A 23,742-nucleotide genomic window follows, 5' to 3' on the forward strand; every position below is an offset into this window, starting at 1 on the left:
CCGGGCGGCGCGTGACAGGCATCGCAGCCGCACGCGCGGAGCCGCGCTAAGGTGGCGCGGCTGGCCGGATCCGGCGCCAGCGTCGCAACGCTCCATGGAGGTGTTCGATGTCGGTACGACGCATGCGCTGGTGGGTCCTGGTGTTGCTGGTGGCGGCGAGCGTCGTGCACGCGCAGACCTTCCGCCTGTACCTGGCGCCCGACGGCGACGATGCCGCGGCCGGGACCAGCGCCGCGACCGCCTTGAAGACATTGAGCGCCGCGCAGCAACGGTTGCTGGCGCAGCCGCCGCCGGCCGCGGTGGAAATCGTGGTCGCGCCCGGGACCTATCTGGGCCAGTCGGTACGCTGGACGTTCCGCAACGGCGCGCCGCTGCGCATCGTCGCCGCCTCCGGTGCAGGCACGATGCCGCACTTCGACGGACGCGGCGGCGGCACCTGGTTCACCCTGCGCGGCGGCGGCAACCAGCGCACCCAATTGCAGTTCGTCGGCCTGGAGGTCAGCGACTACTGGATGGCGATGGATCTGGGCAGCAGCAACGCGGCCGCCGACGGCAACGCCGGCAACGAGATCCGCGACATGCGCTTCACCCGCATCGGCGGCATCCACGGCCAGGGCGATCCGGCGTACTCGTATGCGGCGATCCGCTTGCAGAACTCGCGCGACAACGTCATCGCCGACAATCAGTTCAGCGCGATCGAGAACAGCAAGGAAACCTCCGGCTACATCCATGCGCTGTATCTGGCGCGGCATTCGACCGGCAATACCGTCGAGGGCAACAGTTTCACCGACGTCAACGGCGACGTGGTGCGCACCCGCGATGCGTCCGACGATACCCAGGTGCGCGGCAACCATTTCGTGCGCGCCGGCAAGTACGCCGCGTTCTCCGACTGGTTCGATCCGGAGCAGGGCGAATGTCCGTCGCAGGGCGGGCGCTTCGTCGACAACACGGTCGGCGCGGGCTATTACGGCGCGATACCCGCGACCGCCACCACCGGAGCCGACGACGCCTGCGGCGCGCTGGGCACACCGCGCATCGTCGAGAGCGGCACCGTGCACGAGTGAAACTGCGTGCCGCAACGGCCAATCTGCGGCGTGCAGCGCGATGAGGGAATTTGTGGGAGCGACTCCAGTCGCGACGGGCGTTACCGGTAGAGCCCGTCGCGACTGAAGTCGCTCCTACAGTGGCAACATCACGTGGCATCGCCTGGATCGAAATGCGCTAGCTCGCCGATGCCAGCGGCAACGGCACCGCCACTCCGGCGCGATTCCCGCCAGCGCCACGGCCGGCGCCGACGCCGTGCATCGTCGAGCGGCACCGGACACGATTGAGCACGTGTGCACCCTTGTAGGAGCGGCTTCAGCCGCGACAGGCTCTACCGGAAATGTCCGTCGCGGCTGAAGCCGCTCCTACAGGGATGCGTGAGGCGTCATCAGCCCGCCGACGCCAGCGGCAACTGCACCGCCACGCACAGCCCGCCTTCGTCGCGGTTCTGCAGCGACAGGCGGCCGCCGTGCGCTTCGACGATCTCGCGGGTCAGCGCCAGGCCCAGGCCGGTGCCGTTGCGCTTGGTCGAATAGAACGGCATCAGCGCGTTGTGCAGCACGGCTTCGTTCATGCCGCTGCCGCGGTCCAGCACCTCGATGCGCAGCCATTCGGGGCGGGTGGAGACGCGGATGCGCACGCTGTCGGCCGGCGCCAGGCCCTCGGGACTGGACTCGTGCGCGTTCTTGACCAGGTTCAGCAGCGCCTGCTGCAGCTGCGCCGGGTCGACCCGGCTGTGCAGGTCGGGCGCTTCCAGTTCCAGCGCGAACGGGATCTGCTGCTGCAGCCCACTCAGGAACTGCGCCCAGTGCACGGTCTGCAACTGCGGCTGCGGCAGCTTGGCGAAGCGCGCGTAGCCGCGGATGAAGCCTTCCAGGTGCCGCGCGCGCTCTTCGATGGTGCCGAAGACTTCCTCCAGCCGCTCCACCTTCTGCCGCCGCACCAGCTCGGCGCCGGAGTGCGCCAGCGAGGCGATCGGCGCCAGCGAGTTGTTCAATTCGTGGCTGATCACCCGGATCACCTTCTTCCAGGTATGCACTTCCTGGCGGCGCAGTTCGGCGGTGAGCAGGCGGATCAGCAGCAGTTCGTGCGGGCGGCCGTTGAGGCGGAAGCGGCGCCGCGACAGATGGTAGACCTGCTCCTCTTCCGGATCCTCGTCGTCGTCGATGGTGAACAGGCTGTCGCCGCCGCGCGCCACGGCCTCGCGCAGCGCCGGCGGCATGCCCAGCAGCAGGTCGTCCAGGCGCTGGCCTTCCAGCTTCCAGCCGCCGTGCAGCAGCTTGCGCGCGGCCAGGTTGGAGAACACCACGCGGCGCAGGCCGTCGCCGCCGTTGGAGGTCAGCAGCATCGCCACCGGCGTGTTCTGCACCATGGTGTCGAGCATCAGTTCGCGCTGCGCCAGGCCCTGGCGTTGCTCGCGCAGGATCTCGCCCAGCTGCCGGTGCGCGGCGACCATCTCGCCCAGTTCGTCGTCGCCGCGCCAGTGCACGCCGAAGTTGTATTCTCCGTCGCGGTAGCTGCTGACGGTCCCGGCCAGGGCGCGGAACAGCGAGCGCATCGGCGCGGTGGCGCGGCGCAGCGTCCACCACATCAGCACCAGCAGCGACAGCGCCGAGAAGGTCACCACTTCCCAGCCGCGGTCCATCCAGTACGCCAGCAGCCACGGCATCGCCGCGGCCAGCGCCAGCACCGGCAACAGGCGCAGGAACAGGCCGACGGTGAACGAGCGGCGCAGTTTCATTCGCGCGGGATTCCGTAGCGGTCCATGCGCCGGTACAGCGCCTGCCGGCTCATGCCCAGTTCGGCCGCGGCCTGGGCGATGACGCCGTTGGCGCGGCCGAGCACCGCGACGATGCGCTCGCGGTCCGGTTCGGCGCCGGGTGCGGCACGCTGCGCTGCGGGCTTGGGCAGGTTGAGGTCGGCGGCCTCGATCACGCGGCCGCCGGCCAGCAGTTCGGCGCGCTGGACGACGTTGCGCAGCTCGCGCACGTTGCCCGGCCAGGCGTGCCGCTGCAGCGCCTGGGCGGCGCCGGCCGACAGCGGCTTGGCGCCGGACAGGAAGTGCTCGGCCAGCGGCAGGATGTCGCCGGGCCGGTCGGCCAGCGCCGGCAGCGACAGCTCCACCGCGTTGAGCCGGTAGTACAGATCCTCGCGAAACGTGCCGTCGCGGATCATCGCGGTCAGGTCGGCATTGGTGGCGCTGATCACCCGCACCTTGACCTGGCGCTCGCGGTTGGAGCCCAGCCGTTCGAAACGCCCGGTCTCCAGCACGCGCAGCAGCTTCATCTGCCCGGCCAGCGACAGGTTGCCGATCTCGTCCAGGAACAGGGTGCCGCCGTCGGCGGCCTCGAACTTGCCTTCGCGGACCTTGTTGGCGCCGGTGTAGGCGCCGGCCTCGGCGCCGAACAATTCCGCTTCGATCAGCTCGGCCGGAATCGCGCCGCAGTTCAGCGCCACGAACGGACCCTGCCGCATCGGCGAGTTGGCCTGGACGATCTCGGCGATCTTCTCCTTGCCGCTGCCGTTGGGGCCGGTGATCAGTACCGGCAGTTCCGAGCGCGCGACCTGGCAGGCCAGGGCGATGGCACGCTCGCTGGCCGGGTCGGCGAACACCGCGCCGCGCAGGTCGTAGCGCTGCGCCAGCTGCTGGCGATGGCGGCGTTCGCCGTCGCGGCGCCGTTCCAGTTCGCGCCGCGCTTCGGACAGCTCCAGCAGGTTGTTGACCGTGGTCAGCAGCTTGCGGTCGTCCCAGGGCTTGGCCAGGTAGTCGGCGGCGCCGGCCTTGACCAGTTCCACGGCGCTGCTGAGCTGGGTCCAGGCGGTCAGCAGGATCACCGGCAGGTCCGGGTGGCGCGCGCGGATCGCATCGAACAGCGCCACGCCTTCCTCGCCCGAGGTGGTGTCGGCGGTGAAGTTCATGTCCTGCAGCACCAGGTCGATATCGCCCTCGGCCAGGCGCTGCAGGCCGGCATCCGGACTGTCTGCATGCACCGTCTCGATGTCGTGCAGCGAGAACAGCACTTCCAGCGCGGTGGCGACGGCGGGGTTGTCGTCGATGATCAGGATGCAGGGCATCGGGAACCTTGTCGGATGGCTTGGGCGGAACGGGCGAATGCCGGACGAAGCGGCATCATCGCAGTCCCGGTGTGGCTTGTCGTGTGCGCCAGCGGCCATCGGCGTGCGGCCGATGCCATCGCGGGCGCAGGGGATGTGGCGACTACGCGCATGCCCATCACCGATACGCCGCAGGCGACAGCCGCGCCGCGCGAACGGCCGGTCCGCGCATCGCCAGCCAGCCGGCAGCGAGCAACAGCGACGCGATGGCCAGGGCGGGCAGTGGCGGCGGCGACAGCGCTGCGGCATCCGGCAGGACCCGGCGCAGCAGCGCGGCGACGCCCGCGCCGATGGCGACGCCCAGGCCGCACAGCAGCAGGTTTTCCTGATGCAGCTGCCGGCGGATCTGCGCCGCGCGCGCGCCCAGCGCGCGACGCAACGCGATCTGCCGGTAACGCTGGCGCACCATCAGCTCGCTGATGGCGTAGACCGTCGCGGTCGTGGCGAGCAGCCACAGCGCCGCACCTGCCGCCAGCAGCATCAGCCGCTGGCGATGCAGGCGCCGTTGCTGCGAGCGCAGTTCGCCGGCGCTGCCCAGTTCGTGCATCCGTCCCGCTGCGATCCGCTGCGCATCCGATCCCAGGCGCGCGCGGAGCTGCGTCGGATCGCCGTGCGCGATGCGCAGCACATACAGCGCGTCGCCGTCGTCGCGCAGGCGCAGCGCCAGGATGGCGCCGTCCTCGTCGCCGGTGCCCGGCGCGCGCAGCCGCTCGACGATGCCGACCACCCGTGCCGGCGGCCGGCCGCCCAGATACACCGCCTGTCCCACCGCGTCGCGGCCGGGGAACAGCCTCGCTGCCAGCGACTGGGTCAGGATCACCCGCTGCGCCAGGTCCAGCGCGGTGGGCGAGGCGAGGTCGCGGTACTCGTCGCTGGCGAAATCGCGGCCGCGCTGCAGGCGCAGGCCCAGCGCCGCCACGAGTCCGGGACCGCCGAGGTAGGTGGTCACGCGGAACTGTCCGCCGGCGCCGTCGGCGCGCGGTCCCATCAGCGTGCTCCAGTGCTCGGGTCCGAACGGCAGCTGATTGATCGCCGCCACGTGCAGGACGCCGGGGATCGCGCGCAGTGCCGCCGCCTGGCGCTGCGCTTGCGCGGCGGACACGCGGCCGTTGAGCCGCAGCGTCAGCAGATGCGCATCGTCGTCGATGCCGCTGGAGGCGTGCATCCGCGCATGCGCCTGCGACGCCAGCGTGCCCATGGCGAGCAGCACCGGATAGCCGAGCGCCATCTGCAGCACGATCAGCATCGCCAGCAGCGGGTGCCTGTACGGCGAGATCAGCAATCGATCCATGATCCGACGCGATCCGCTCAGGCGCTGCGTGTTGCGACCGCGGGCGGCACGGCGGCGGCGCGTTGTGCCGGCCACAGCACCGCCAGCTGGCCGAGCGCAAGCAAGGCCATGGCCGCCGCCGGCAGGTAGCCCGGCGGCAGGCGCGACAGGTCGTAGTGGCGCATCAGCGCCTGGTTGAGCAGCACTGCCAGCGCCATGCCCAGCACGCTGCCGCTGCCGACGATCAGCAGGTTCTCGGTCTGGAAGTAGCGCAGGATGTCGCGGCGGGTCGCGCCGATGGCGCGGCGAATGCCGATCTGGCGCGTGCGCTGCTGGACCCAGAAGCTGGCCAGCCCACCGATGCCCAGGGCTGTGACGAACAGCAGGCCCGTGGTCGCCGCGAGCAGCAGCCCGATCATGGTGGCATCGCGCTGGAAGTAGCGCTGCCGCACCTGCGCGAAACTGCGCCGCCCCTCGTTCGGAATCAGCCGCAGCGGGCCGGCCTTGGCCAGCACGCCGGCCGCGGCGGCCAACACCCGGTCGCGGTCTTGCGGGGCGCTGCGCAGCAGGTATTGCGTCTGCGAGCCCATGGGACGCTGTGGCGACAGCGCGACCAGGCGATCGACCGCGGCGCCGCGCAGCATCGGGCGCAGCAGGTCGTCGACCACGCCGACGACGGTGCTCTGGCTGTCGCCGTAGAGCGTCTTGCCGACGGCCGGCTGGTCCGGCCACAGCCGTTGCGCCAGCGCGCGGGTGACGATCAGCGCGCTGGGGGACGCGGTGGAGTATTCGTCGGCATGGAAATCGCGGCCGGCGACCAGGTGCGCGCCCATGGCCTGCACGAAACCTGGCGAGCCGACGTAATACGTGGCCTGGATGCAACCGGAAACGTCCATCGATCGCTGCGCGTTCGCACGTTCCAGCGCTTCCCGGTCGGCGCAGCCGCCATAGTCGTTGGCGCCGCCGGACAGCGGCATGCTGGCGCCGAACGCGGTCGCCGCCTTGACCCCGGGAATGCTGCGCAGCGCCAGCAGGTCGGCTTGCTGCTGGGCCTGCGCATTGTCGCTGCCCTGCAGGCCACGCACCGAGATCAGCGAGAGTTCGTCCTCGGGCAGGCCGCTCGGGGTCCGCAACCGTTCGATCCGGCCGCCGATCAGGAACACCGCGTTGGCGACGAAGGCGCAGGTCAGCGCGACCTGCAGCGTCAGCAGCGCGGCGGTGAGGCGATGGTGATGCAGGCTGGAGAGGATGGGGCGGATCGGCAGGTTCATGTCAGATGTCCTTGATCTGCAGGGCGGGGTTGATCCGGCTGGCCCGCCAGGCCGGCAGCAGGCCCGCCAGCAGCGCGGCGACCACCGCCAGGGCCACGGTGGCCAGCAGCATCTGCAGGTCCATCCGCGCGATCCTGGCGTAGTCGTCCGGGCGCTGGCGCACGCTCCACAATCCCAGTTCGGCGATCGCGGTTCCCAGTGCGCCGCCGAGCAGCCCGATCAGCGCGGCTTCGCTGCCGAACTGCAGGAGCATGTGGCCGCGCCGGGCGCCGAGCGCGCGGCGCACGCCGATCTCGCTGCCGCGGCGCAGGAACTTCGCCAGCAGCAGGGCGATGACGTTGACCAGGCAGATCCACAGGAAGCCCAACGCCAGCAGCGTCTGCAGGCGCACGTCGTCGGGCACCATCCGCAGGTGGCGCAGCCAGTCCATCAACGCATACAGCCGGGCACGCTGCGGCGGGCGCTGGAAGCGTCCGCTGGCGTGCTGGGTCGCGGCATAGTCGTAGAGGAAGCGCTGGTAGGCGGCTACCTGCTGCGGCGTATCCAGCTGCACCCAGAACTGCAGCCAAGTGGTGGAAGGGTCCTTGAGGCGCGCCTGGTCGCTGCCACTGAACGCATCCCAGCCGCTGACGCTGCTGCTGGTGTCCAGCCCCAGTTCCATCGCGGTGGCCAGCGGGAGGAAGAAGTCGTCCTGCTGACCGAAGCCGCCCTTGCTGTTCGGGTCGGCATAGAACAGCGGTTGCGGATTCCAGTGTCCGGCCACGCCGATCACCTGGAAGCCGATCCGCTGTTCGCCGAGCGCAACCCTCTGGCCGATCGGATCGCGTGCGCCGAACAGGGTGTCGGCCAGTGTGCGGCTCAGCACGATGACGCGGGCATGGTTCTGGTCGTCGCTTGCGTTCCAGCCGTGTCCGCGTTGCAGCGGTATGCCGAACAGGGCGAAGAATTCGGCGGTGGCGTAGCGGCCGCTCAAGTCGAGCGGCGGACTGGTTGCGCGCTGCGGCCACAGCAGCGCCTGCCCGCCCGCCATTGCCGCCTGGTGGGTAGCGCGGTTTGCCCGCAGCAAGGCCATTGCGTCGGGCCAGGTGAGGTTGTCCGAAGGGTTGCCCCATTCCTGGCTCTCGGGGTAGCTGGCCGGCAATGGATCCAGGTGTGGGGCGTAGAGCGCGCCGCTCCTGCCCGGCAACGGATCGCGCGACATCACGTGCAGCACCGTCAGCATGGTCATGCTCGCGCCGATGCCCAGGCCGATCGCCAGCACCATCAATGCGGTGGCGATCGGCGTGCGCAGCAGACTGCGCCAGGCCATCGTCAGGGAGTAGTACAGCATCCGGACGTTCCTCGGTTGCGTGTCGTCGTCTGCGATAGGTCAGGCGCTGCGCGTGGCCACCGCCGGCGCCACGCGGGTGGCGCGGCGCGCCGGTCCGAGCACCGCGAGCTGGCCGAGCAGCCACAGCGCCAGCGCGCCGACCGGCAGATACCACAGCGGCAGCCGCGGCAGTTCGTAGGCGCTCATCAGATACAGGTTGGCGGCATAGGCCAGCAGCATGCCCAGGCCGATCCCGGCGCTGGCGAGCAGGAAGTTCTCCAACTGGAAATAGCGCAGCACCTGGCCGCGCGTGGCGCCGAGCGCGCGGCGCACGCCGATCTGCTTGGTGCGCTGCTGCACCCAGAAGCTGGCCAGGCCGACGATGCCCAGCGCGGTGATCAGCAGCAGCATCGCGCACACCCCGACCAGCAGCCAGGCCATCGCGCGGTCGTTGCGGTAGTAAGTGGCGCGCGCCTGCTCCGCGGTCATGGTGCCCTTGTCCTGGATCATGCGCCTGGGTCCGTGCGCCAACAGGACCTTGCGCGCCTGCTGCAGCACCGCTTCGCGCTGCGCGGGATCGTTCACCCGCAGCAGGTAGGTGCCGCTGGTGTAGGGAATGTTGACCGGGAGCAGCATCGCGTCCTGGTAGTCGGCCGGCGTGCCGAAGTCGCGCGGCTGCACCAGGCGTTGCACGATGCCCACGATGCGGTGCTCGCCGAACACATGGATGGTGCGGCCCAGCGCGGTGCCGTCCGGGAACAGGCGTTGCGCCAGCGCCTGGCTCACGATCACCGACGGCAGCGTGCCGGTGTCGTTGGGATCCTGCAGCCGCGCATAGTCGAGGAACTCGTCGGGGTGGAAACGGCGGCCGGCGACCAGGGTCAGTCCCAGCGTGTCCAGCAACTGCATGTCGCCCATGTAGTTGGTCGCGCGCATCGTGCTGCGCTGCTGGTCGGCGCTGAGCGAAATGCCGCTGAACGTGACCGTCGTTCCGAACAGCGGCTGGTTGATCGCACTGGCGTTGCTTACGCCGGGGATCCGGCGCAGCGCATCCAGATCCTCGCGGGTCAGCGCGGCGCTGTCGTCGTTCCCGGCCACGCTGCGGATGCGCACTTGCACGATCTGCTGCTCGGCCGCGCCGCTGGGGCGCTGCATGCGTTCCAGGCGCTGGTCGATCAGGAACAGCGCATTGCACACCACCGCGCAGCTGAAGGCGATCTCCAGCACGATGAGCAGTGCGGCGATCTTGTGTTTGCGCAGGCTGGAGAGGATGGGGCGGATATGCACGGGATTGTTCCTGGCGGGAATGAGGACGCGCGTCGCGTCATTGCGACTTGAGTTGCAGCGCGGTCTGTACGCGCATGGCCTGCCACGCCGGCAGCGCGCCGGCCAGCAGGCTGCTGACCAGGGCCAGGACGAGCGTGCCGAGCAGCATGCTGCCGTCCATGTGCGCCAGCCCGGCATAGTCGGCAGGCTGCCGCCGGACCAGCCATAGGCCGATCCAGGCGAACAGCAGGCCGAGCGTTCCGCCGGCCGCGCCGATCATTCCTGCTTCCACCAGGTGCTGGGCGAAGATCGCTCGCCGCGACGCGCCCAGCGCGCGGCGCACGCCGATCTCGCCGCCATGGCGCATGAACTTGGCCAGCATCAGGCCGACGGTGTTGAGCAGGCAGATGCCCAGGAACACCAGCGCCAGCCACAGTTGCAGGCGCACGTCGGCAGGCACCGCGTGATTCCTGTCCAGCCAGGTCATCACGTCGCTCAGGCGGATGTCCGCCGGATGGCTGAAGCGGCCGGCATCGTGCTGCTGGCGCGCGTAGCTGTCGAGATAGTCGCGGTAGGCGGCCTGCTTGCCGACATCGCCCAGTTCAACCCAATACTGGATCCACACGCAGGGGGCGTTCTCGCCGGTCGGGCCATTGGGACTGTCGCTCCAACAATCCATCGTGCCTCTGGTGCTCAGTTCCAGATCGCGCGAAGTGGAGAACGGAACGAACACGTCCTCGCTGTCGGCGTAGGTCTCGTTGGTCATGTCGTAGAAGCGCGGGTTCATGCTCCAGTCGTCGATCACGCCGACGATGCGCAGCACCGTGTCGCCGATCTGCAGATCCTTGCCGACGCTGTCGATGTCGCCGAACACCTGCTCGTTCAGATGCCGCGAGATCACCGCGATCCGCGCGCGCCGTCCGTCGTCCTCGGCGGTCCAGGCACGGCCATAGCGCATCGGCACGGCGAACATCGGGAAGAAATCGGCGCTGGTGTAGCGCGCCTCCACCGAGAACGGGGTTTGCTCCGCGCGTGCCGGCACCACGGTGACGCCGCCGGCGGACATCATCGCCTGGCGATCGCCGCGCTTGTCGCGCAACAGCGCTTCGGCGTCGCGGCGGGTCAGCTGCAGCGGTTCGGTCGTGCCCGGTTCGTACTTCTCGTCCGGATAGACGTTCATCTCCACGTAGAACAGTTGCGCGCTCCTGCCCGGGATCGGGTCGGCGGCCAGCACGTGGAACACGGTCAGCGTGGTCATCGACGCGCCGATGCCGACCGCGATGGCCAGCACCATCAACGCGGTCAGCAGCCGGTTGCGGCCGAAGCTGTGCAACGCCAGTTTGCAGTAGTAGCCGAACATGGGAAGTCCTGGAAAAAAGGGCCGGCATGACGCCGGCCAAGGGGACGCTTCAAGCGCTGCGCGTGGCCACCGCCGGCGGCACCGCCGCGGCGCGGCGCGCCGGCGCGAACACCGCGATCTGGCCGAGCAGCCACAGGGTCAGCGCGCCGAACGGCAGGTAGTACAGCGGCAGCCGCGGCAGTTCGTACTTCCCCATCAGCCACTGGTTGATCGCGTAGGCCAGCAACATGCCGAGCACGATGCCGGTGCTGGCCAGCAGGAAGTTCTCGGTCTGGAAGTAGCGCAGGATCTGCCCGCGGGTGGCGCCGAGCGCGCGGCGGATGCCGATCTGCTTGGTGCGCTGCTGCACCCAGAAACTGGCCAGGCCGACGATGCCCAGCGCGGTCACGATCAGCAACGCGATGCACACTGCGCCCAGCAGCCAGACCATCGCGCGGTCGCCCTGGAAGTATTCGTCGCGGATCTCGGCGTAGGTCTGCTGTTTCAGCACAAGGCGGCTGTTGTCCACCTTCATCAGCGCCGCGACCGCCGAGGCCAGCACTTCCTGGCGCCGCGCCGGGTCGGTGACGCGCAGCACGTACAGGCCCTTGGTGTAGTTCAGGCGCAGCGGCAGCAGCATCGCGTAGTCGATCTCGGCCAGGCCGCTGGTCGCGGCCGGCCGCGCCAGCGTGTCGACGATGCCGACCACGCGCACCGGGATCGGTCCGGTGTAGAGGGTCTTGCCGAGGGCATTCTGTCCGGGGAACATCTTCTCCGCGGTGGCGCGATTGAGAATGATGGCGGTACCTTTTTTCTGCGCGTCCCTGTCGGTTTGCGCGATTTCCAGATCGAGGTATTCGTCGGGCGTGAAGTCGCGCCCGGCCACCAACTGCAGCCCCAGGGTCTGCAGCGTGCCTTCCTCGGCCATGTACTGCGCCGCGTTGAGGGTGGGCCGCTCCTGGTCCGGGGTCAGCGCCAGGCTGGTGTTCCAGGAGTAGTGCACGAACGGCACCTGGTTGAGCACGGTCGCATTGCGCACGCCGGGTACGGCGCGCAACGCGGCCAGGTCCTCGCGGGTCCTCGCGGCGGCGTTGACCTGCTGGCCGATGCCGCCCAGCGAGATCGTCACCAGTTCCGACTCGGCGATGCCGCTGGGCCGGTGCAGGGTCTCGATGCGGTTGCCGATCAGGAACAGCGCGTTGCACACGATGGCGCAGGCAAGCGCGATCTCCAGCACGATCAGCGTGGCGGCGGTCTTGTGCCGGCGCAGGGTGGAGAGGATGGGGCGGATGTCCATGGCGATAACCTTGTGAGGGACCTTCGTTGGCGGTCTGCCCGCCGCCGTGCGGCGGGGGCGATGGTCAGGACGATTTGAGCTGCAGCGCCGGCGCCACCTGGATCGCGCGCCAGGCCGGCAGCAGGCCGGCCAGCAGACTGGCGGCCAGGGCCAGGGCGAAGGTCAGTGCCAGCATCGTGGGGTCCAGATGGGCGAGCTTGGCGTAGTCGGAGGGCTGCTGGCGCACGGCCCACAGGCCGAGCACGGCCAGGCCGAGACCGGCGATACCGCCGGCCAGGCCGATGGTGCCGGCTTCGACCAGACACTGCGCGAAGATCGCGCGGCGCGAGGCGCCCAGCGCGCGGCGCACGCCGATCTCGCCGCTGCGGCGCAGGAACTTGGCCAGCAGCAGGCCGACGGTGTTGAGCAGGCATACCAAAAGAAAACCCATCGCCAGCCACAGCTGCAGGCGCACATCGCCCGGCACCACTTCGTTGTGGTCCAGCCACTGCATCACGTTGCGCAGGCGCACGTTGTTCGGACGCTGGAAGCGGCCGGCGGCGCGCTGCTGGTTGGAGTAGTTCTCGAGGTAGGCCTTGTAATCGGCGGTCTGCGCCGGGCTCTCCAGTTCCGCCCAGTACTGCATCCAGGTGCAAGGCGCATTGAGCGAGGTCTGATCGCCGTTGCTGTCGCCGAAGCAGTTCATGTTGCCGTTGCGGTCTATCTTCAGGTCCATCGCGACCGAGAACGGCAGGTAGGCCTGTTCGTCCGAACCGTAGGTGTTGGTGATGTCGTAGAAGCGCGGATTGGGGGCCCAGGTATCCAGCACGCCGACGATGCGGAACGTGTTCTGGTCCATGCGCAGTTCGCGGCCGACGCTGTTGGTACCGTCGTACAGTTTCTCGTTGAGCTTCTTGCTGATGACCGCCACGCGCTCGTGGCGTTCGTCTTCCGTACCGGTCCAGCCGTGGCCGTACAGGAACGGCGTGTCGAACATCGGGAAGAAATCCGCCGAGGTAAGCCGTACTTCCGACTTGAACGGTTTCAGCCCGCTCTTGAGCGGCTCGATCGCCGCCGACCCACCGGTCATGATCGCCTGCCGCTTGGCGCGTTTCTCGCGCAGCAGCGTTTCGGCGTCGTAGCGCGTGTTCTGAAAGTCCGGCTCCTCGCCGGGCTGGAAGCCGGCTTTCGGCTGCGCATCGACCTGCACGTAGAACAGCTTGTCGCTCTTCTGCGGGATCGGGTCGCCGGAGAGCACGTAGAACACGGTCAGCGTGGTCATGCTGGCGCCGATGCCCAGCGCGATGGCCAGCACCATCAGCGCGGTGAGGACCTTGTTGCGGCGGAAGCTGCGCAAGGCGAGGCGGAAGTAATAGCCGAACATGGGTGGCTCCGGGTCAGGCGCTACGGGTGGCGGTGGCGGGTGGGACGGCGGCGGCGCGTAGCGCGGGGCCGAGGACGGCGAGCTGGCCGAGCGCGCACAGCAACGCGGCACCGGCCGGCAGGTAGATGGCCGGCAGCCGTTCCAGTTCGAAGAAGCGCATCAGCAGGACGTTGCCGGCGTAGGCCAGCAGCATGCCCAGCGCCACGCCGGCGCCGACGATGAGCAGGTTCTCGGTATGGAAGTGCTGCAGGATGTCGTGGCGGGTGGCGCCCAGCGCGCGGCGGATGCCGATCTGCCGGGTGCGCTGCTGCACCCAGAAACTGGCCAGGCCGACGATGCCCAGCGCGGTCACCAGCAGCATCGCGGCGATGACCGCCACCAGCAGCTTGGCCATGGCCCGGTCGCTCTGGAAGTAGCGTTGGCGCAGGTCGTTCAACGGCCTGCTGTACTCGCCATCCAGGACCGCGTCGGGCACCGCGCGCGCCACCGCGGTGCGTGCCTGTTCGACCACGCGCGGCAGTTCGCGCGGATCGGCGCACAGCACGTAGACGCCGGATTGCGAGGCCTCGCGCACCGGGATGAGCACCGACCAGTCGCTGCCGATCGCGCCATCCTCGCTGCGGCCGGGATCGGGCCGGGCCAGGTGCGGGAGGGTGCCGACCACACGATAGTGGCCGCCGGCCCAGAATTCCCGGCCCAGCGGATCCTGGCCACGCCACAGGTGGTCGGCCAGGGTGCGGGTGATCCACACGTCGGCCGTGTCCGGAGCGAAGTGCTCGAACGGCTGGTAGTCGGCGTCGGTGAACGCGCGGCCGCTGTCCGGCTTGAGGCCCAGGGCGGCAACGGCGCCGGGGCTGGCCGTATAGAAATGCGGCACGCCGCCGACCGCGGTGCAGGCCTGGTCCAGGCAAATACCGCTGTTGCCTGCGGCCGGAGCGAACGGAACGGTGTTGATGGTGCCTGCCGCGCGCACCCCGGGAATGCGGCGCACGGCATCGAGCACGCGCGCATTGAGATCGGCATTGTTGCAGCCGTCGCAGCCGGACAAGGACACCAGGCCCAGCGCGGCTTCGTCGACGCCGCTGTCCAGGTGCATCAGATCCAGCCGGTTGCCGATCAGGAAGAACGCATTGCACAGCACCGCGCAGGCCAGCGCGACCTCCAGCGCGATCAGCGTCGCGGCGATGCGGTGGCGCGACAGGGCGCGCAGGATGGGGGCGATCTGCATCATGGAGGGGTCCCGGTCACAGGCTCTTGAGCTGCAGCGCCGGCGCGATCCGGCTGGCGCGCAAGGCCGGGAACAGGCCGGCCGCCACGCTGCAGCCGACGGCCAGCACGAAGGTGCCGGCGAATGCCAGCAGGTCCAGGCGCGCCAGATCGGCGTAGGCGGCGGGCTGCTGGCGCACGCTCCACAGGCCGAGCAGGGTCAGCAGCCAGCCGCCGATGCCGCCGATCAACCCGATGACGCTGGCTTCGGTCAGGCACTGGGCGAAGATCGCGCGCCTGGACGCGCCCAGGGCGCGGCGCACGCCGATCTCGCCGCCGCGGCGCAGGAACTTGGCCAGCAGCAGGCCGACGCTGTTGAACAGGCACAGGCCCAGGAACGCCAGCGCCAGCCAGCTCTGCAGCCGCACGTCGCCAGGCACGACCCGGTTGTGGTCCAGCCACTGCGGCAAGGACAGCAGGCGCGCCGTGTCCTTGCGGCCGATGCGGCCGGCCGCCTGCTGCTGGGCGGCGTAATCGGCCAGCAGGCGGCGGTAGTCGGCCACCTTGGCTGGCGTATCCAGCTGCACCCACAACTGCACCCACACGCACGGTGCGATGCGCAGGTCCAGCGGCTGGGCTGGCGTGCCGAAGCAGGTCCACGGCTCGATGTGGCCGTCGTTGATCTCCAGGCTGGTGGACAGCGGCGCGAACACGTCCTGCGGCTTGCCATAGAAGCTGCCGGTATCGCCATGGGAAAAGCTGCCGCCGGCCAGCGTGTAGAACTGCGGCGACGGCCGCCAGGGGGCCAGTACGCCGACGATGCGGACCGCATTGCCGCGCACCAGCAGGCTGCGTCCGACGCTGTTGCGGCCCTCGAACAGCTTGTTGTTGAGATCGGCCGAGATCACCGCCACCCGTGCACGGTCCTGGTCGTCGCGCGCACGCCAGCCGCTGCCGTAGGCGAACGGCACCTGGAACATCGGAAAGAAATCGGCCTGGGTGGACAGCATCTGCGCCATGAACGCCGGACCGTCGCGTTCGGGCGCGCGCAGCTTGATCTGGCTTTCGGCCACGATGGCCTGGCGATCGGCGCGCCCGGTCTTCCACAGGTCCATTGCGCTGGGATAGTCGAGCTTGTCGAACGGCTGCTGGCCGGTGCTGCCGGCAGGGCGCGGATCGAGCTGCGGGTAGAAGATCCGCTGGCTGCGCCCGGGCAACGGATCGCCGGACAGCAGCCGCATCACCGTCAGCGTGGTCATCGCCGCGCCGATGCCGACGGCGATGGACAGCACCATCAACGCGCTCAACACCGGACTGCGGCGCAGGCTGCGTAGCGCAAGTTGAAGGTAGTAGCCGAACATGCCGTCTCCGTTTGCCGTCGCCGGACCGTCAGCCGTTGGCCGCGGCGCCGTGGCCGACATGCCCCAGCACCGGCTCGCGCTGCAGGTCGGTGGCCTGGCCATCGACGATGTGCACGTTGCGCTGCGCGCGCGCGGCCAGTTCCGGATCGTGGGTGACCATGACGATGGTCGAGCCCTGCGCGTTGATCTCTTCCAGCAGTTCCATCACCCCGCGCGCCATCTGCGAGTCCAGGTTGCCGGTCGGTTCGTCGGCCAGCAGCAGGCGCGGGCTGCCGGCCAGCGCGCGCGCGATCGCCGCGCGCTGTTGCTGGCCGCCGGACAGCTCGGACGGATAATGCTTCATCCGCGAACCCAGCCCGACCCGGCCCAGCGCCTCTTCGATGCGCTGCTTGCGCTCGGCCGCGGCCATGCCGCGGTAGCGCAGCGGCACGTCGACGTTGTCGAACAGGTTGAGGTCGGGAATCAGGTTGAAGCCCTGGAAGATGAAACCGATCTTCTGGTTGCGCATGCGCGAGCGCGCGTCGTCGTTGAGGTTGCTGACGTCCTGGCCGTCGAGCAGGTACTGGCCGCTGGTGAAGGTCTCCAGCAGGCCGGCGATGTTGAGGAAGGTGGTCTTGCCGGAGCCGGACGGCCCGGTGACGGCGACGAATTCGCCTTCGCGCACATGCAGATCCAGCGAACGCAACGCGTGCGTCTCGACCTGTTCGGTACGGAAGACCTTGGAGACGGAGCGCATTTCGAGCATGACGTGGTTCCTTGGTGGTTGAGCGGGGAATGGGAGAGATCGAGATTCGGAATCAGCGGGCGGAAAAGGAAAACGGCAGGGGCCTACGAATCCCCACTCCCGAATCCCCAATCCCAGCTTCTAATGCACCGTCACCTGCGGCGCCTCGCCGAACAGGTCGCTGCCGGAGACCACGACGCGGTCGCCCGGTTGCAGGCCCGAGCGCACCTCGACTTCGCCCAGGCTGGTGACGCCGAGCTCCACCGGGCGGCGGATCGCCGAGTTGCCGTCCATCACGTAGGCGTAGCGGCCGCCGGATTGTTCGACGAACGGGCCGCGCTCGAGCTTGAGCACGTTCTTGCGGGTATCCAGCAGCACCCGCGCGCTCATGCGCTGGCTCTGGCGCAGGCCCGGCGGCTGCTTGTCGGTGAAGCGGATGCGCGCGTTGACCTCGCCGTTGACCACTTCCGGCGACACCGCCGAGATCGCGCCGGCGAACGGTTCGCCGGCGCCGCTGGTCAGCTGCGCCGGCATGCCGATCGCCAGGTCGCGGGCGAAGCTCTCCGGCACCTTGATCTCCAGTTCGAACTTGGACAGGTCGACCACGCTCAGCACCGGCGCATTGGCGGCGACGTTGGTGTGCTGCGACACCTGCACCTGGCCGACCTGGCCGTCGAACGGCGAGCGCAGGGTGAGCAGATCGACCTGTCGCTTCACCTCGGTGACCACCGCGCGCTGGCGCTCGGCGAGCAGACGCTTGTTGCGCGCGTCCAGGCCCGCGCCCTGGGTCTGCAGGCCGGAGTCCTTCTGCGCATGGCTCATCGCGATGTCGGCCTTCTTCAGCGAATCCTGCGCCTTGGCCAGTTCGACCGCCGGCACCGCGCCGCCGTCGTAGCCGCGCTGGTAGCGCTCCAGGTCGCGGCTGGCCGCCTGCCGTTCGATCTGCGCCTGGTCCACCAGCTTGCTGGCGTTGGCGCGCGCCAGCACCGCATCCAGGTCGGCGCGGCCGGCTTCGGCTTCCAGGCCGGCCAGCGTGGCCTCTTCCTGGGCGAGCTTGCTGCGCAGTTCGGGGCTGTCGATCTCGGCCAGCTCCTGGCCTTGCTTGACCACGTCGCCGGCGACCACCTTCAAGGTCACGGTGCCGCCGGAGATCGCGTACAGGGTGGGGCTGTTGGCGGCGATCAGGCGCCCGTCGGCGGAGATGTCGCGGACCAGGTCGCCGCGGCTGACCGTGGCGATGCGCACGCGCTGCGCGTCGAACGAACGGCTGCCGGCGATCCAGCCGCGCGCGGCGAAGGCAATGCCGAGCAGCACCGCCAACCCGATCAGTGCGGGCCAGAACCAGCGGCGCCAGGCGGCGGCGGAGCGGGGGCGGGCGAGAACCTGGTCCTGGGCGGAAGTGTCGCGGATCATCGGTCGGGTCGGCGCAGTGAGAATGAACGAATCCAAAGCACGTCGCGTGCCAATCGCAAGTGTTTGAAAAGATGGTGGTTCCATTGCAACGGACGGCTGTCCGCGTGTCCGCGGACACGTTCGCGGACACCGTGTCCGCGGCCGGGCCGGACGGTCGGGACAGGCCGCGCTGCCGCGATCCACGTCTGGATCGTGTACGGCGCCGGGCACGGCGGTCCCCCCCGCTCGGTCGCGCCACGCGCGGACGCGTCGTGCCGGTCCCTGCTACCCGAGCCTTACCGCCAGGGCATGCGATGGCGCATCCAAGTCGCGTCGGCGGGTCCTATAGGACATTCAGCGGACAAAGCTAGAATGGCGATCTTTCGATGCAGGGTGCGGCTATGTGCGGGATCGTGGGTGCGATTGCGGAACGGGACGTGGTGCCGGTGCTGATCGAAGGCCTGAAGCGGCTGGAGTACCGCGGCTACGACTCCTCCGGCATCGCCGTGGTCGCCGGCGACGGCGTGCGCCGGGTGCGCCGCACCGGGCGCGTGGCGGAGATGGAAAGCGCCGCGCTGGCCGAGGACCTGCACGCCACGCTCGGCATCGGCCACACCCGCTGGGCCACCCATGGCGGCGTCACCGAGGCCAACGCGCATCCGCACGTCAGCCACGGCGACCTGGCGCTGGTGCACAACGGCATCATCGAGAACCACGAGCAGCAGCGCGAGCGGCTGCGCGCGCTGGGCTACGTGTTCGAGTCGCAGACCGACACCGAGGTCATCGCGCACCTGATCCACCACCACGCCGCGCAGGGGCTTTCGCTGCTGGCGGCGCTGCAGGCTGCGGTGAAGGAACTGACCGGCGCCTATGCGCTGGCCGCGGTCAGCAAGTCGCGCCCGGACGTGCTGGTGTGCGCGCGCATGGGCTGCCCGCTGCTGGTCGGCCTGGGCGAGGGCGAGAACTTCATCGCCTCCGACGTGTCGGCGGTGATCCAGGCCACGCGCCGGGTGATCTTCCTGGAAGAGGGCGACACCGCCGAGTTGAGCCGGACCGGCGTGCAGGTCTACGACGCCGAGGACCGGCCGGCGCAGCGCGAGGTGCACATGTCCGAGGTCTCGCTGGCCTCGCTGGAACTGGGCCCGTACCGCCACTTCATGCAGAAGGAGATCCACGAGCAGCCGCGCGCGCTGGCCGACACGCTGGAAGCGCTGTTCGACGCCGGCGGTTTCGACACCACGCTGTTCGGCCGCAACGCACATGCGTTGGCCGACATCGACGGCGTGCAGATCCTCGCTTGCGGCACCAGCTACTACGCCGGGCTGACCGCACGCTACTGGATCGAGGCGATCGCCGGCCTGCCGTGCAGCGTGGAGATCGCCAGCGAATACCGCTACCGCGCCGCCTACGCCAACCCGCGCCAGCTGATCGTCACCATTTCCCAGTCCGGCGAGACTCTGGACACGATGGAGGCGCTGAAGTACGCCAAGTCGCTGGGCCACGCCAAGACCCTGTCGATCTGCAACGTGCCGGAAAGCGCGATCCCGCGCGCCAGCGCGCTGGTGCTGTACACGCGTGCCGGCGCCGAGATCGGCGTGGCCTCCACCAAGGCCTTCACCACCCAGTTGGCGGCGCTGTTCCAGCTGACCTGCGTGCTGGCCAAGCTGCGCGGGCGCCTGAGCGAAGCGCAGGAAGCCGAGTACCTGGAACAGCTGCGCTACCTGCCGGGCAGCGTGCAACACGCCTTGAACCTGGAACCGCAGATCGCGGTGTGGGCCGAGCGTTTCGCCGACAAGCACAACGCGCTGTTCCTGGGCCGCGGCCTGCACTATCCGATCGCGCTGGAAGGCGCGCTCAAGCTCAAGGAAATCACCTACATCCACGCCGAAGGCTACCCGGCCGGCGAGCTCAAGCACGGCCCGCTGGCGCTGGTGGATGCGAACATGCCGGTGGTGGTGATCGCGCCCAACGATGCGCTGCTGGAGAAGGTGAAATCCAATATGCAGGAAGTGCGCGCGCGCGGCGGCGAGCTGTTCGTGTTCGCCGACCAGGACAGCCACTTCAGCGAATCCGAAGGCGTGCACGTGATCCGCACCCCGCGCAATGCCGGCCTGCTCAGCCCGGTGGTGCACACCATCCCGGTGCAGCTGCTCGCCTACCACACCGCGCTGGCGCGCGGCACCGACGTGGACAAGCCGCGCAACCTGGCCAAGTCGGTGACGGTGGAGTAGGTGCGGGCGTGCGTCGCCCGGGCCGGCCTGCGTGCCTTCGCAGGCCAGCCCGCACCGCGCATGCAGATCGCCGGTACAGCGCTGGTTCGTGACGGCCGCAGCCCATGGCCGCGGCCGGCACGGCCGGGTCGGCGCGATGCGGCACGGCGGCTTCTGCGTAACCGATTCGGCTACCCGGCAACGCTGTCGAAGAACGCGACCAGGCCCTGCGGCGTATCGGCGTCGAAGAACATCGTCAGATTCTGCGCCGACTCTTCGGCAAAGGCCGCGCTGCGCGGGAACAGCTCGCTCTCGTACGCGGCCAGCGCGGCGTCGATCTCGCCCGGATTGGCAACGATGGCCTTGCCGAGTTCGGCGCCGTCGTAGAGCGCGAGGTTGGCGCCTTCGCCGGCGAACGGCGACATCAGGTGCGCCGCATCGCCGAGCAAGGTCACGCCGGGCGTTCGCGCCCAGCGGTGCTCGATCGGCAACGCATGGATCGGGCGAAGCACGGGGGCGGTGTCGCCGTCGGTGACGAGGGCCGTCAACGCCGGGGCCCAGCCAGCGAATTCCGCGGCGACGCGGGCCAGCGCGGCCGCCGGGTCGGCGAAGTCGAGGCGGGCGAACCAGTCCTGCGGCCGGTTCAGCGACACGTAGGTCTGCAGGGTGCCATCGGCATGGCGGTGGGCGAGGATGCCCTTGCCGGGCGCGACCGCCATCAGCGTGCCGCCGCCGATCACCTGCGCGCTGGCGGGGTGGCGCGTGTCGCCGTCGAACAGGCAGGTCTCGATGAACGAGGTGCCGGCGTAGGCAGGTACTGCGGCGGACAGCAATGGGCGTACGCGCGACCAGGCGCCGTCCGCACCCACGAGCAGATCGGTGGTCGCGCTCGCGCCGTCGGCGAAGCGCAGCAGATGCCGCCCGTCGGCGAGCGGGGCCGCCGTGGCCAGCTTGCATCCCCAGCGGACGGTGCCCGCGGGAAGCGCGTCGAGCAGGAGCCGGCGCAGGTTTCCGCGATCCACCTCGGGCCTGGCGCCGCTGCCCACGTCGGGTCTGTCGATCAGGATGGCGCCTTGGCTGTCGACGATCCGCTTTGCGTCCGCACCGGGAAGCACCAGGCCGAGGAACGCGTCGTAGAGGCCAGCGGCCTTGACCGCGCGCTGGCCGTTGTAGGTGTGGATATCGAGCAAGCCTCCCTGCGGGCGGGCATCCGCCGAGACCTCGGCTTCGTAGAGCGTTGCGGCGATGCCGTGCACGTGCAGCACGCGGGCAAGCATGAGCCCGCCGAGCCCGGCGCCGATGATCGCGATGGGGGTGTGCATCTGAATCCTTGGTCGAGTGGATGCGCCGGGACGGGCGCGAGTGCTGATGGAACGTCGTTCCACATGTTGGAATGGCGTTCCATTCGTGTCAAGATGAGGCATGGCCAAGACAACGCGCGGCACCCCGCGACGCGAGGCATCGCTCTCGCGCGAACAGATCGTGGAAGCGTCGATCGCGCTGTTGGACAGCGGCGGCGAGGGCGGCCTGACCTTCCGCGCGCTGTCCGAACGGCTCGCCACCGGCCCCGGTGCGCTCTATTGGCATGTCGCGGACAAGCGCGATCTGCTGACCGCCGCCTGCGACGCCATCGTCGCGCGCACCTTGCATGCGCCCTCCGCCGATGCCACGCCGGAGGCGGCGATACGCGCGCTGGCGCTGGGCATGTTCGACGCGATCGATGCGCACCCGTGGATGGGGTCGGCGCTCAACCGCGCGCCCGGCGAGTCGCCGATCGTGCGCATCGTCGAGCGCATCGGCCAGCAGCTGCGCGCGCTCGGCGTGCCGGACCACGAGCAGTGGGCCGCGGTCTCCGCGTTGTTGAGCTACATCCTCGGCGTTGCCGGGCAGAACGCGGCCAACACGCAGCTCGCGCGCACGCGCGGCATCGTCAGGTCCGATTTCCTGGATGCGGTGGCGACCGCGTGGTCGCGGCTGGATGCGGACGCGTACCCGTTCGTGCGCGGCATGGCCGGACAGCTGCGCACGCATGACGACCGGATGGATTTCCTGGCCGGCATCGACCTGATCCTGCACGGCGTGGCGGCACGGCGCGCCCAGGCGCAGCCGGCCATCGCAGCGGCCCGCAGGATCGCCACCAAGAAGAAATAGCGGGGTTGCGGTCGCGTCGCGGTGCCGGCGCGGCGCGCGCAGCGGACCGGTGCTGGTCAACATGCTGGCGCCATGTGACGTCGTTACGGTCGCGAGCCTCTCTAGTTGCCGGACCGCCGCTGGTCGTCGGTGCATGCCGCACCGCTTTCAGGCGCGGATGTTCGGTGATTGCGACGCCGCACGGCATCCGCGTATCCGCCGGGCTTCCGCGGCGTTCGCCGTGCACGCAGGCCGGATTGGCAGCCGCCGCGGTCGGCTGCCAACGCAGTGGCCCGGGTTATGCATAAGCTCCTGGCGAGGGTTCCCACCACGCAGGAGGACGCATGTACGAGTCTTTCAGACAGGGGGCGCCGGCCGAGCTGTGGCAGGCGCTGGTGCACGAGGCAGGGCAGCGGCTGGGCCGGCCGCTGGACGAATCGCGCGAGAGCTATCTGGTGTTCGTGTTGTTGCGCTACCAGGCCGACGGACACCTGTTGTCGCGTACCCAGGCGCTGGCCTGGCTGCATGCGCAGGAGCAGGTCGGGCGCGCCCGCGCCGACGCGCTGCGCGAGGTCGGCGACGGCTGCCTGCTGATCGCCGGCCTGTTTCCCGGTGTGGCCGCGCGGCGCCGGGTCAGCGTGGACTACTTCATCGACCTGGGCCGCGGCGCCTACTACGAAGTGGCCGAGACCCGCGCCAGCGACGCGGGCCTGTTCGGGCAGCTGGCACGTAGTTACCAGGAGCTGGTGCGCACGCTGGGCGCGCTGCGTCCGCCGCGTGCTTGGCAGATCGGGGAGGATGGTTCGTTGCGCGCTTGAGCGGCGGAAACCCCACGACGAAGTGTTCGTGGGTCGCCGCGGCGTCGCGTGCTGCAATTGATGCCAATACAGTGGAGGCGGTGTTGTAGGAGCGGCTTCAGTCGCGACAGGATCCATCGGGAAGGCCTGTCGCGGCTGAAGCCGCTCCTACAGGATTCAGGCGCTCGAACGGCCGCTCAGAACCAGACGCGTACGCCGGCGACGACGCCCGTCTCGCGTGCGGCTTCTCCCGCGTCGCGGCGATAGTCCGCCTGCAATTGATGCCAATACAGTGGGGTGGTGTTGTAGGAGCGGCTTCAGCCGCGACAGGATCCATCGGGAAGGCCCGTCGCGGCTGAAGCCGCTCCTGCAGGGTTCAGGAGCGCTCGAACGGCCGCTCAGAACCAGACGCGTACGCCGGCCACGACGCGCGTCTCGCGTGCGGCTTCTCCCGCGTCGCGGCGATAGTCCGCCTGCAATTGATGCCAATACAGCGGAGGTGCTGTTGTAGGAGCGGCTTCAGCCGCGACAGGATCCATCGGGAAGGCCTGTCGCGGCTGAAGCCGCTCCTACAGGGTTCAGGAGCGCTCGAACGGCCGCTCAGAACCAGACGCGTACGCCGGCCACGACGCGCGTCTCGCGTGCGGCT

Annotated in this window: 18 protein-coding genes; 4 read left to right on the forward strand and 14 right to left on the reverse strand. The window is 69.5% G+C overall.

All coding sequences use genetic code 11. The annotated features are described in order from the left end of the window. Nucleotides 1-107: 107 nt before the first annotated feature. Nucleotides 108-1,064 carry a right-handed parallel beta-helix repeat-containing protein gene (locus JR064_RS16515; RefSeq protein WP_206230465.1) on the forward strand — a complete coding sequence of 319 codons (957 nt, stop codon included), beginning with the start codon at nucleotides 108-110 and terminating at the stop codon, nucleotides 1,062-1,064. Between the two features lie 368 nt (nucleotides 1,065-1,432). On the opposite strand, the gene JR064_RS16520 is transcribed toward JR064_RS16515, so the two are convergent. From JR064_RS16520 to JR064_RS16580, 13 genes are all read right to left on the reverse strand, one after another. Then, nucleotides 1,433-2,785 carry a sensor histidine kinase gene (locus JR064_RS16520; protein ID WP_206230466.1) on the reverse strand — a complete coding sequence of 451 codons (1,353 nt, stop codon included), beginning with the start codon at nucleotides 2,783-2,785 and terminating at the stop codon, nucleotides 1,433-1,435. Continuing rightward, complete coding sequence (locus JR064_RS16525) at nucleotides 2,782-4,119, reverse strand: sigma-54-dependent transcriptional regulator (protein ID WP_206230467.1); 1,338 nt, start codon at nucleotides 4,117-4,119, stop codon at nucleotides 2,782-2,784. Before JR064_RS16525 ends, JR064_RS16520 begins: the two co-directional genes overlap by 4 nt. A 157-nt stretch (nucleotides 4,120-4,276) precedes the next feature. Beyond that, nucleotides 4,277-5,449, reverse strand: coding sequence for an ABC transporter permease (locus JR064_RS16530; RefSeq protein ID WP_206230468.1), 1,173 nt, complete (start codon nucleotides 5,447-5,449; stop codon nucleotides 4,277-4,279). Between the two features lie 17 nt (nucleotides 5,450-5,466). Then, a complete protein-coding gene (locus tag JR064_RS16535; protein WP_206230469.1) occupies nucleotides 5,467-6,699 on the reverse strand; it encodes an ABC transporter permease in 1,233 nt (410 codons plus the stop codon). Between the two features lies 1 nt (nucleotide 6,700). Next, nucleotides 6,701-8,029: an ABC transporter permease gene (locus JR064_RS16540; RefSeq protein WP_206230470.1), complete on the reverse strand. Its 1,329-nt coding sequence runs from the start codon at nucleotides 8,027-8,029 to the stop codon at nucleotides 6,701-6,703. A gap of 39 nt (nucleotides 8,030-8,068) precedes the next feature. Next, the gene (locus JR064_RS16545) at nucleotides 8,069-9,295 is read right to left on the reverse strand and encodes an FtsX-like permease family protein (RefSeq protein WP_206230471.1); all 1,227 of its coding nucleotides are present in this window, start codon (nucleotides 9,293-9,295) and stop codon (nucleotides 8,069-8,071) included. A 37-nt stretch (nucleotides 9,296-9,332) separates the two neighbouring features. Next, the gene (locus tag JR064_RS16550; RefSeq protein WP_206230472.1) at nucleotides 9,333-10,634 is read right to left on the reverse strand and encodes an ABC transporter permease; all 1,302 of its coding nucleotides are present in this window, start codon (nucleotides 10,632-10,634) and stop codon (nucleotides 9,333-9,335) included. A gap of 49 nt (nucleotides 10,635-10,683) precedes the next feature. After that, a complete protein-coding gene (locus JR064_RS16555) occupies nucleotides 10,684-11,910 on the reverse strand; it encodes an ABC transporter permease (RefSeq protein ID WP_206230473.1) in 1,227 nt (408 codons plus the stop codon). A gap of 64 nt (nucleotides 11,911-11,974) precedes the next feature. Next, nucleotides 11,975-13,273 (reverse strand): ABC transporter permease, encoded by a 1,299-nt coding sequence (locus JR064_RS16560; RefSeq protein WP_206230474.1) that lies wholly within the window; start codon nucleotides 13,271-13,273, stop codon nucleotides 11,975-11,977. A gap of 13 nt (nucleotides 13,274-13,286) precedes the next feature. Continuing rightward, nucleotides 13,287-14,501: an ABC transporter permease gene (locus tag JR064_RS16565; protein ID WP_206230475.1), complete on the reverse strand. Its 1,215-nt coding sequence runs from the start codon at nucleotides 14,499-14,501 to the stop codon at nucleotides 13,287-13,289. 16 nt (nucleotides 14,502-14,517) lie between these two features. After that, nucleotides 14,518-15,840, reverse strand: a complete 1,323-nt coding sequence (locus tag JR064_RS16570; RefSeq protein WP_206230476.1) for an ABC transporter permease — start codon at nucleotides 15,838-15,840, stop codon at nucleotides 14,518-14,520. A gap of 28 nt (nucleotides 15,841-15,868) precedes the next feature. Further along, the gene (locus JR064_RS16575) at nucleotides 15,869-16,585 is read right to left on the reverse strand and encodes an ABC transporter ATP-binding protein (RefSeq protein WP_191825392.1); all 717 of its coding nucleotides are present in this window, start codon (nucleotides 16,583-16,585) and stop codon (nucleotides 15,869-15,871) included. Between the two features lie 120 nt (nucleotides 16,586-16,705). Next, nucleotides 16,706-17,977 (reverse strand): efflux RND transporter periplasmic adaptor subunit, encoded by a 1,272-nt coding sequence (locus JR064_RS16580; protein WP_179568723.1) that lies wholly within the window; start codon nucleotides 17,975-17,977, stop codon nucleotides 16,706-16,708. 380 nt (nucleotides 17,978-18,357) lie between these two features. Here JR064_RS16580 and glmS point away from each other — a divergent pair, with 380 nt between their 5' ends. Continuing rightward, nucleotides 18,358-20,187, forward strand: coding sequence for a glutamine--fructose-6-phosphate transaminase (isomerizing) (gene glmS / locus JR064_RS16585; protein WP_179568721.1), 1,830 nt, complete (start codon nucleotides 18,358-18,360; stop codon nucleotides 20,185-20,187). Nucleotides 20,188-20,357: 170 nt separating this feature from the next. Here glmS and JR064_RS16590 read toward each other — a convergent pair whose 3' ends face one another. After that, complete coding sequence (locus JR064_RS16590) at nucleotides 20,358-21,488, reverse strand: FAD-dependent oxidoreductase (RefSeq protein WP_206230477.1); 1,131 nt, start codon at nucleotides 21,486-21,488, stop codon at nucleotides 20,358-20,360. Between the two features lie 100 nt (nucleotides 21,489-21,588). On the opposite strand from JR064_RS16590, the gene JR064_RS16595 reads away from it, so the two are divergent. Beyond that, nucleotides 21,589-22,317 (forward strand): TetR/AcrR family transcriptional regulator, encoded by a 729-nt coding sequence (locus JR064_RS16595; protein WP_206230478.1) that lies wholly within the window; start codon nucleotides 21,589-21,591, stop codon nucleotides 22,315-22,317. A 323-nt stretch (nucleotides 22,318-22,640) separates the two neighbouring features. Next, complete coding sequence (locus tag JR064_RS16600) at nucleotides 22,641-23,114, forward strand: hypothetical protein (protein WP_191825396.1); 474 nt, start codon at nucleotides 22,641-22,643, stop codon at nucleotides 23,112-23,114. Nucleotides 23,115-23,742 lie beyond the last annotated feature (628 nt).

The organism is Xanthomonas bonasiae (genome assembly GCF_017163705.1).
GTDB lineage: Bacteria > Pseudomonadota > Gammaproteobacteria > Xanthomonadales > Xanthomonadaceae > Xanthomonas_A > Xanthomonas_A bonasiae.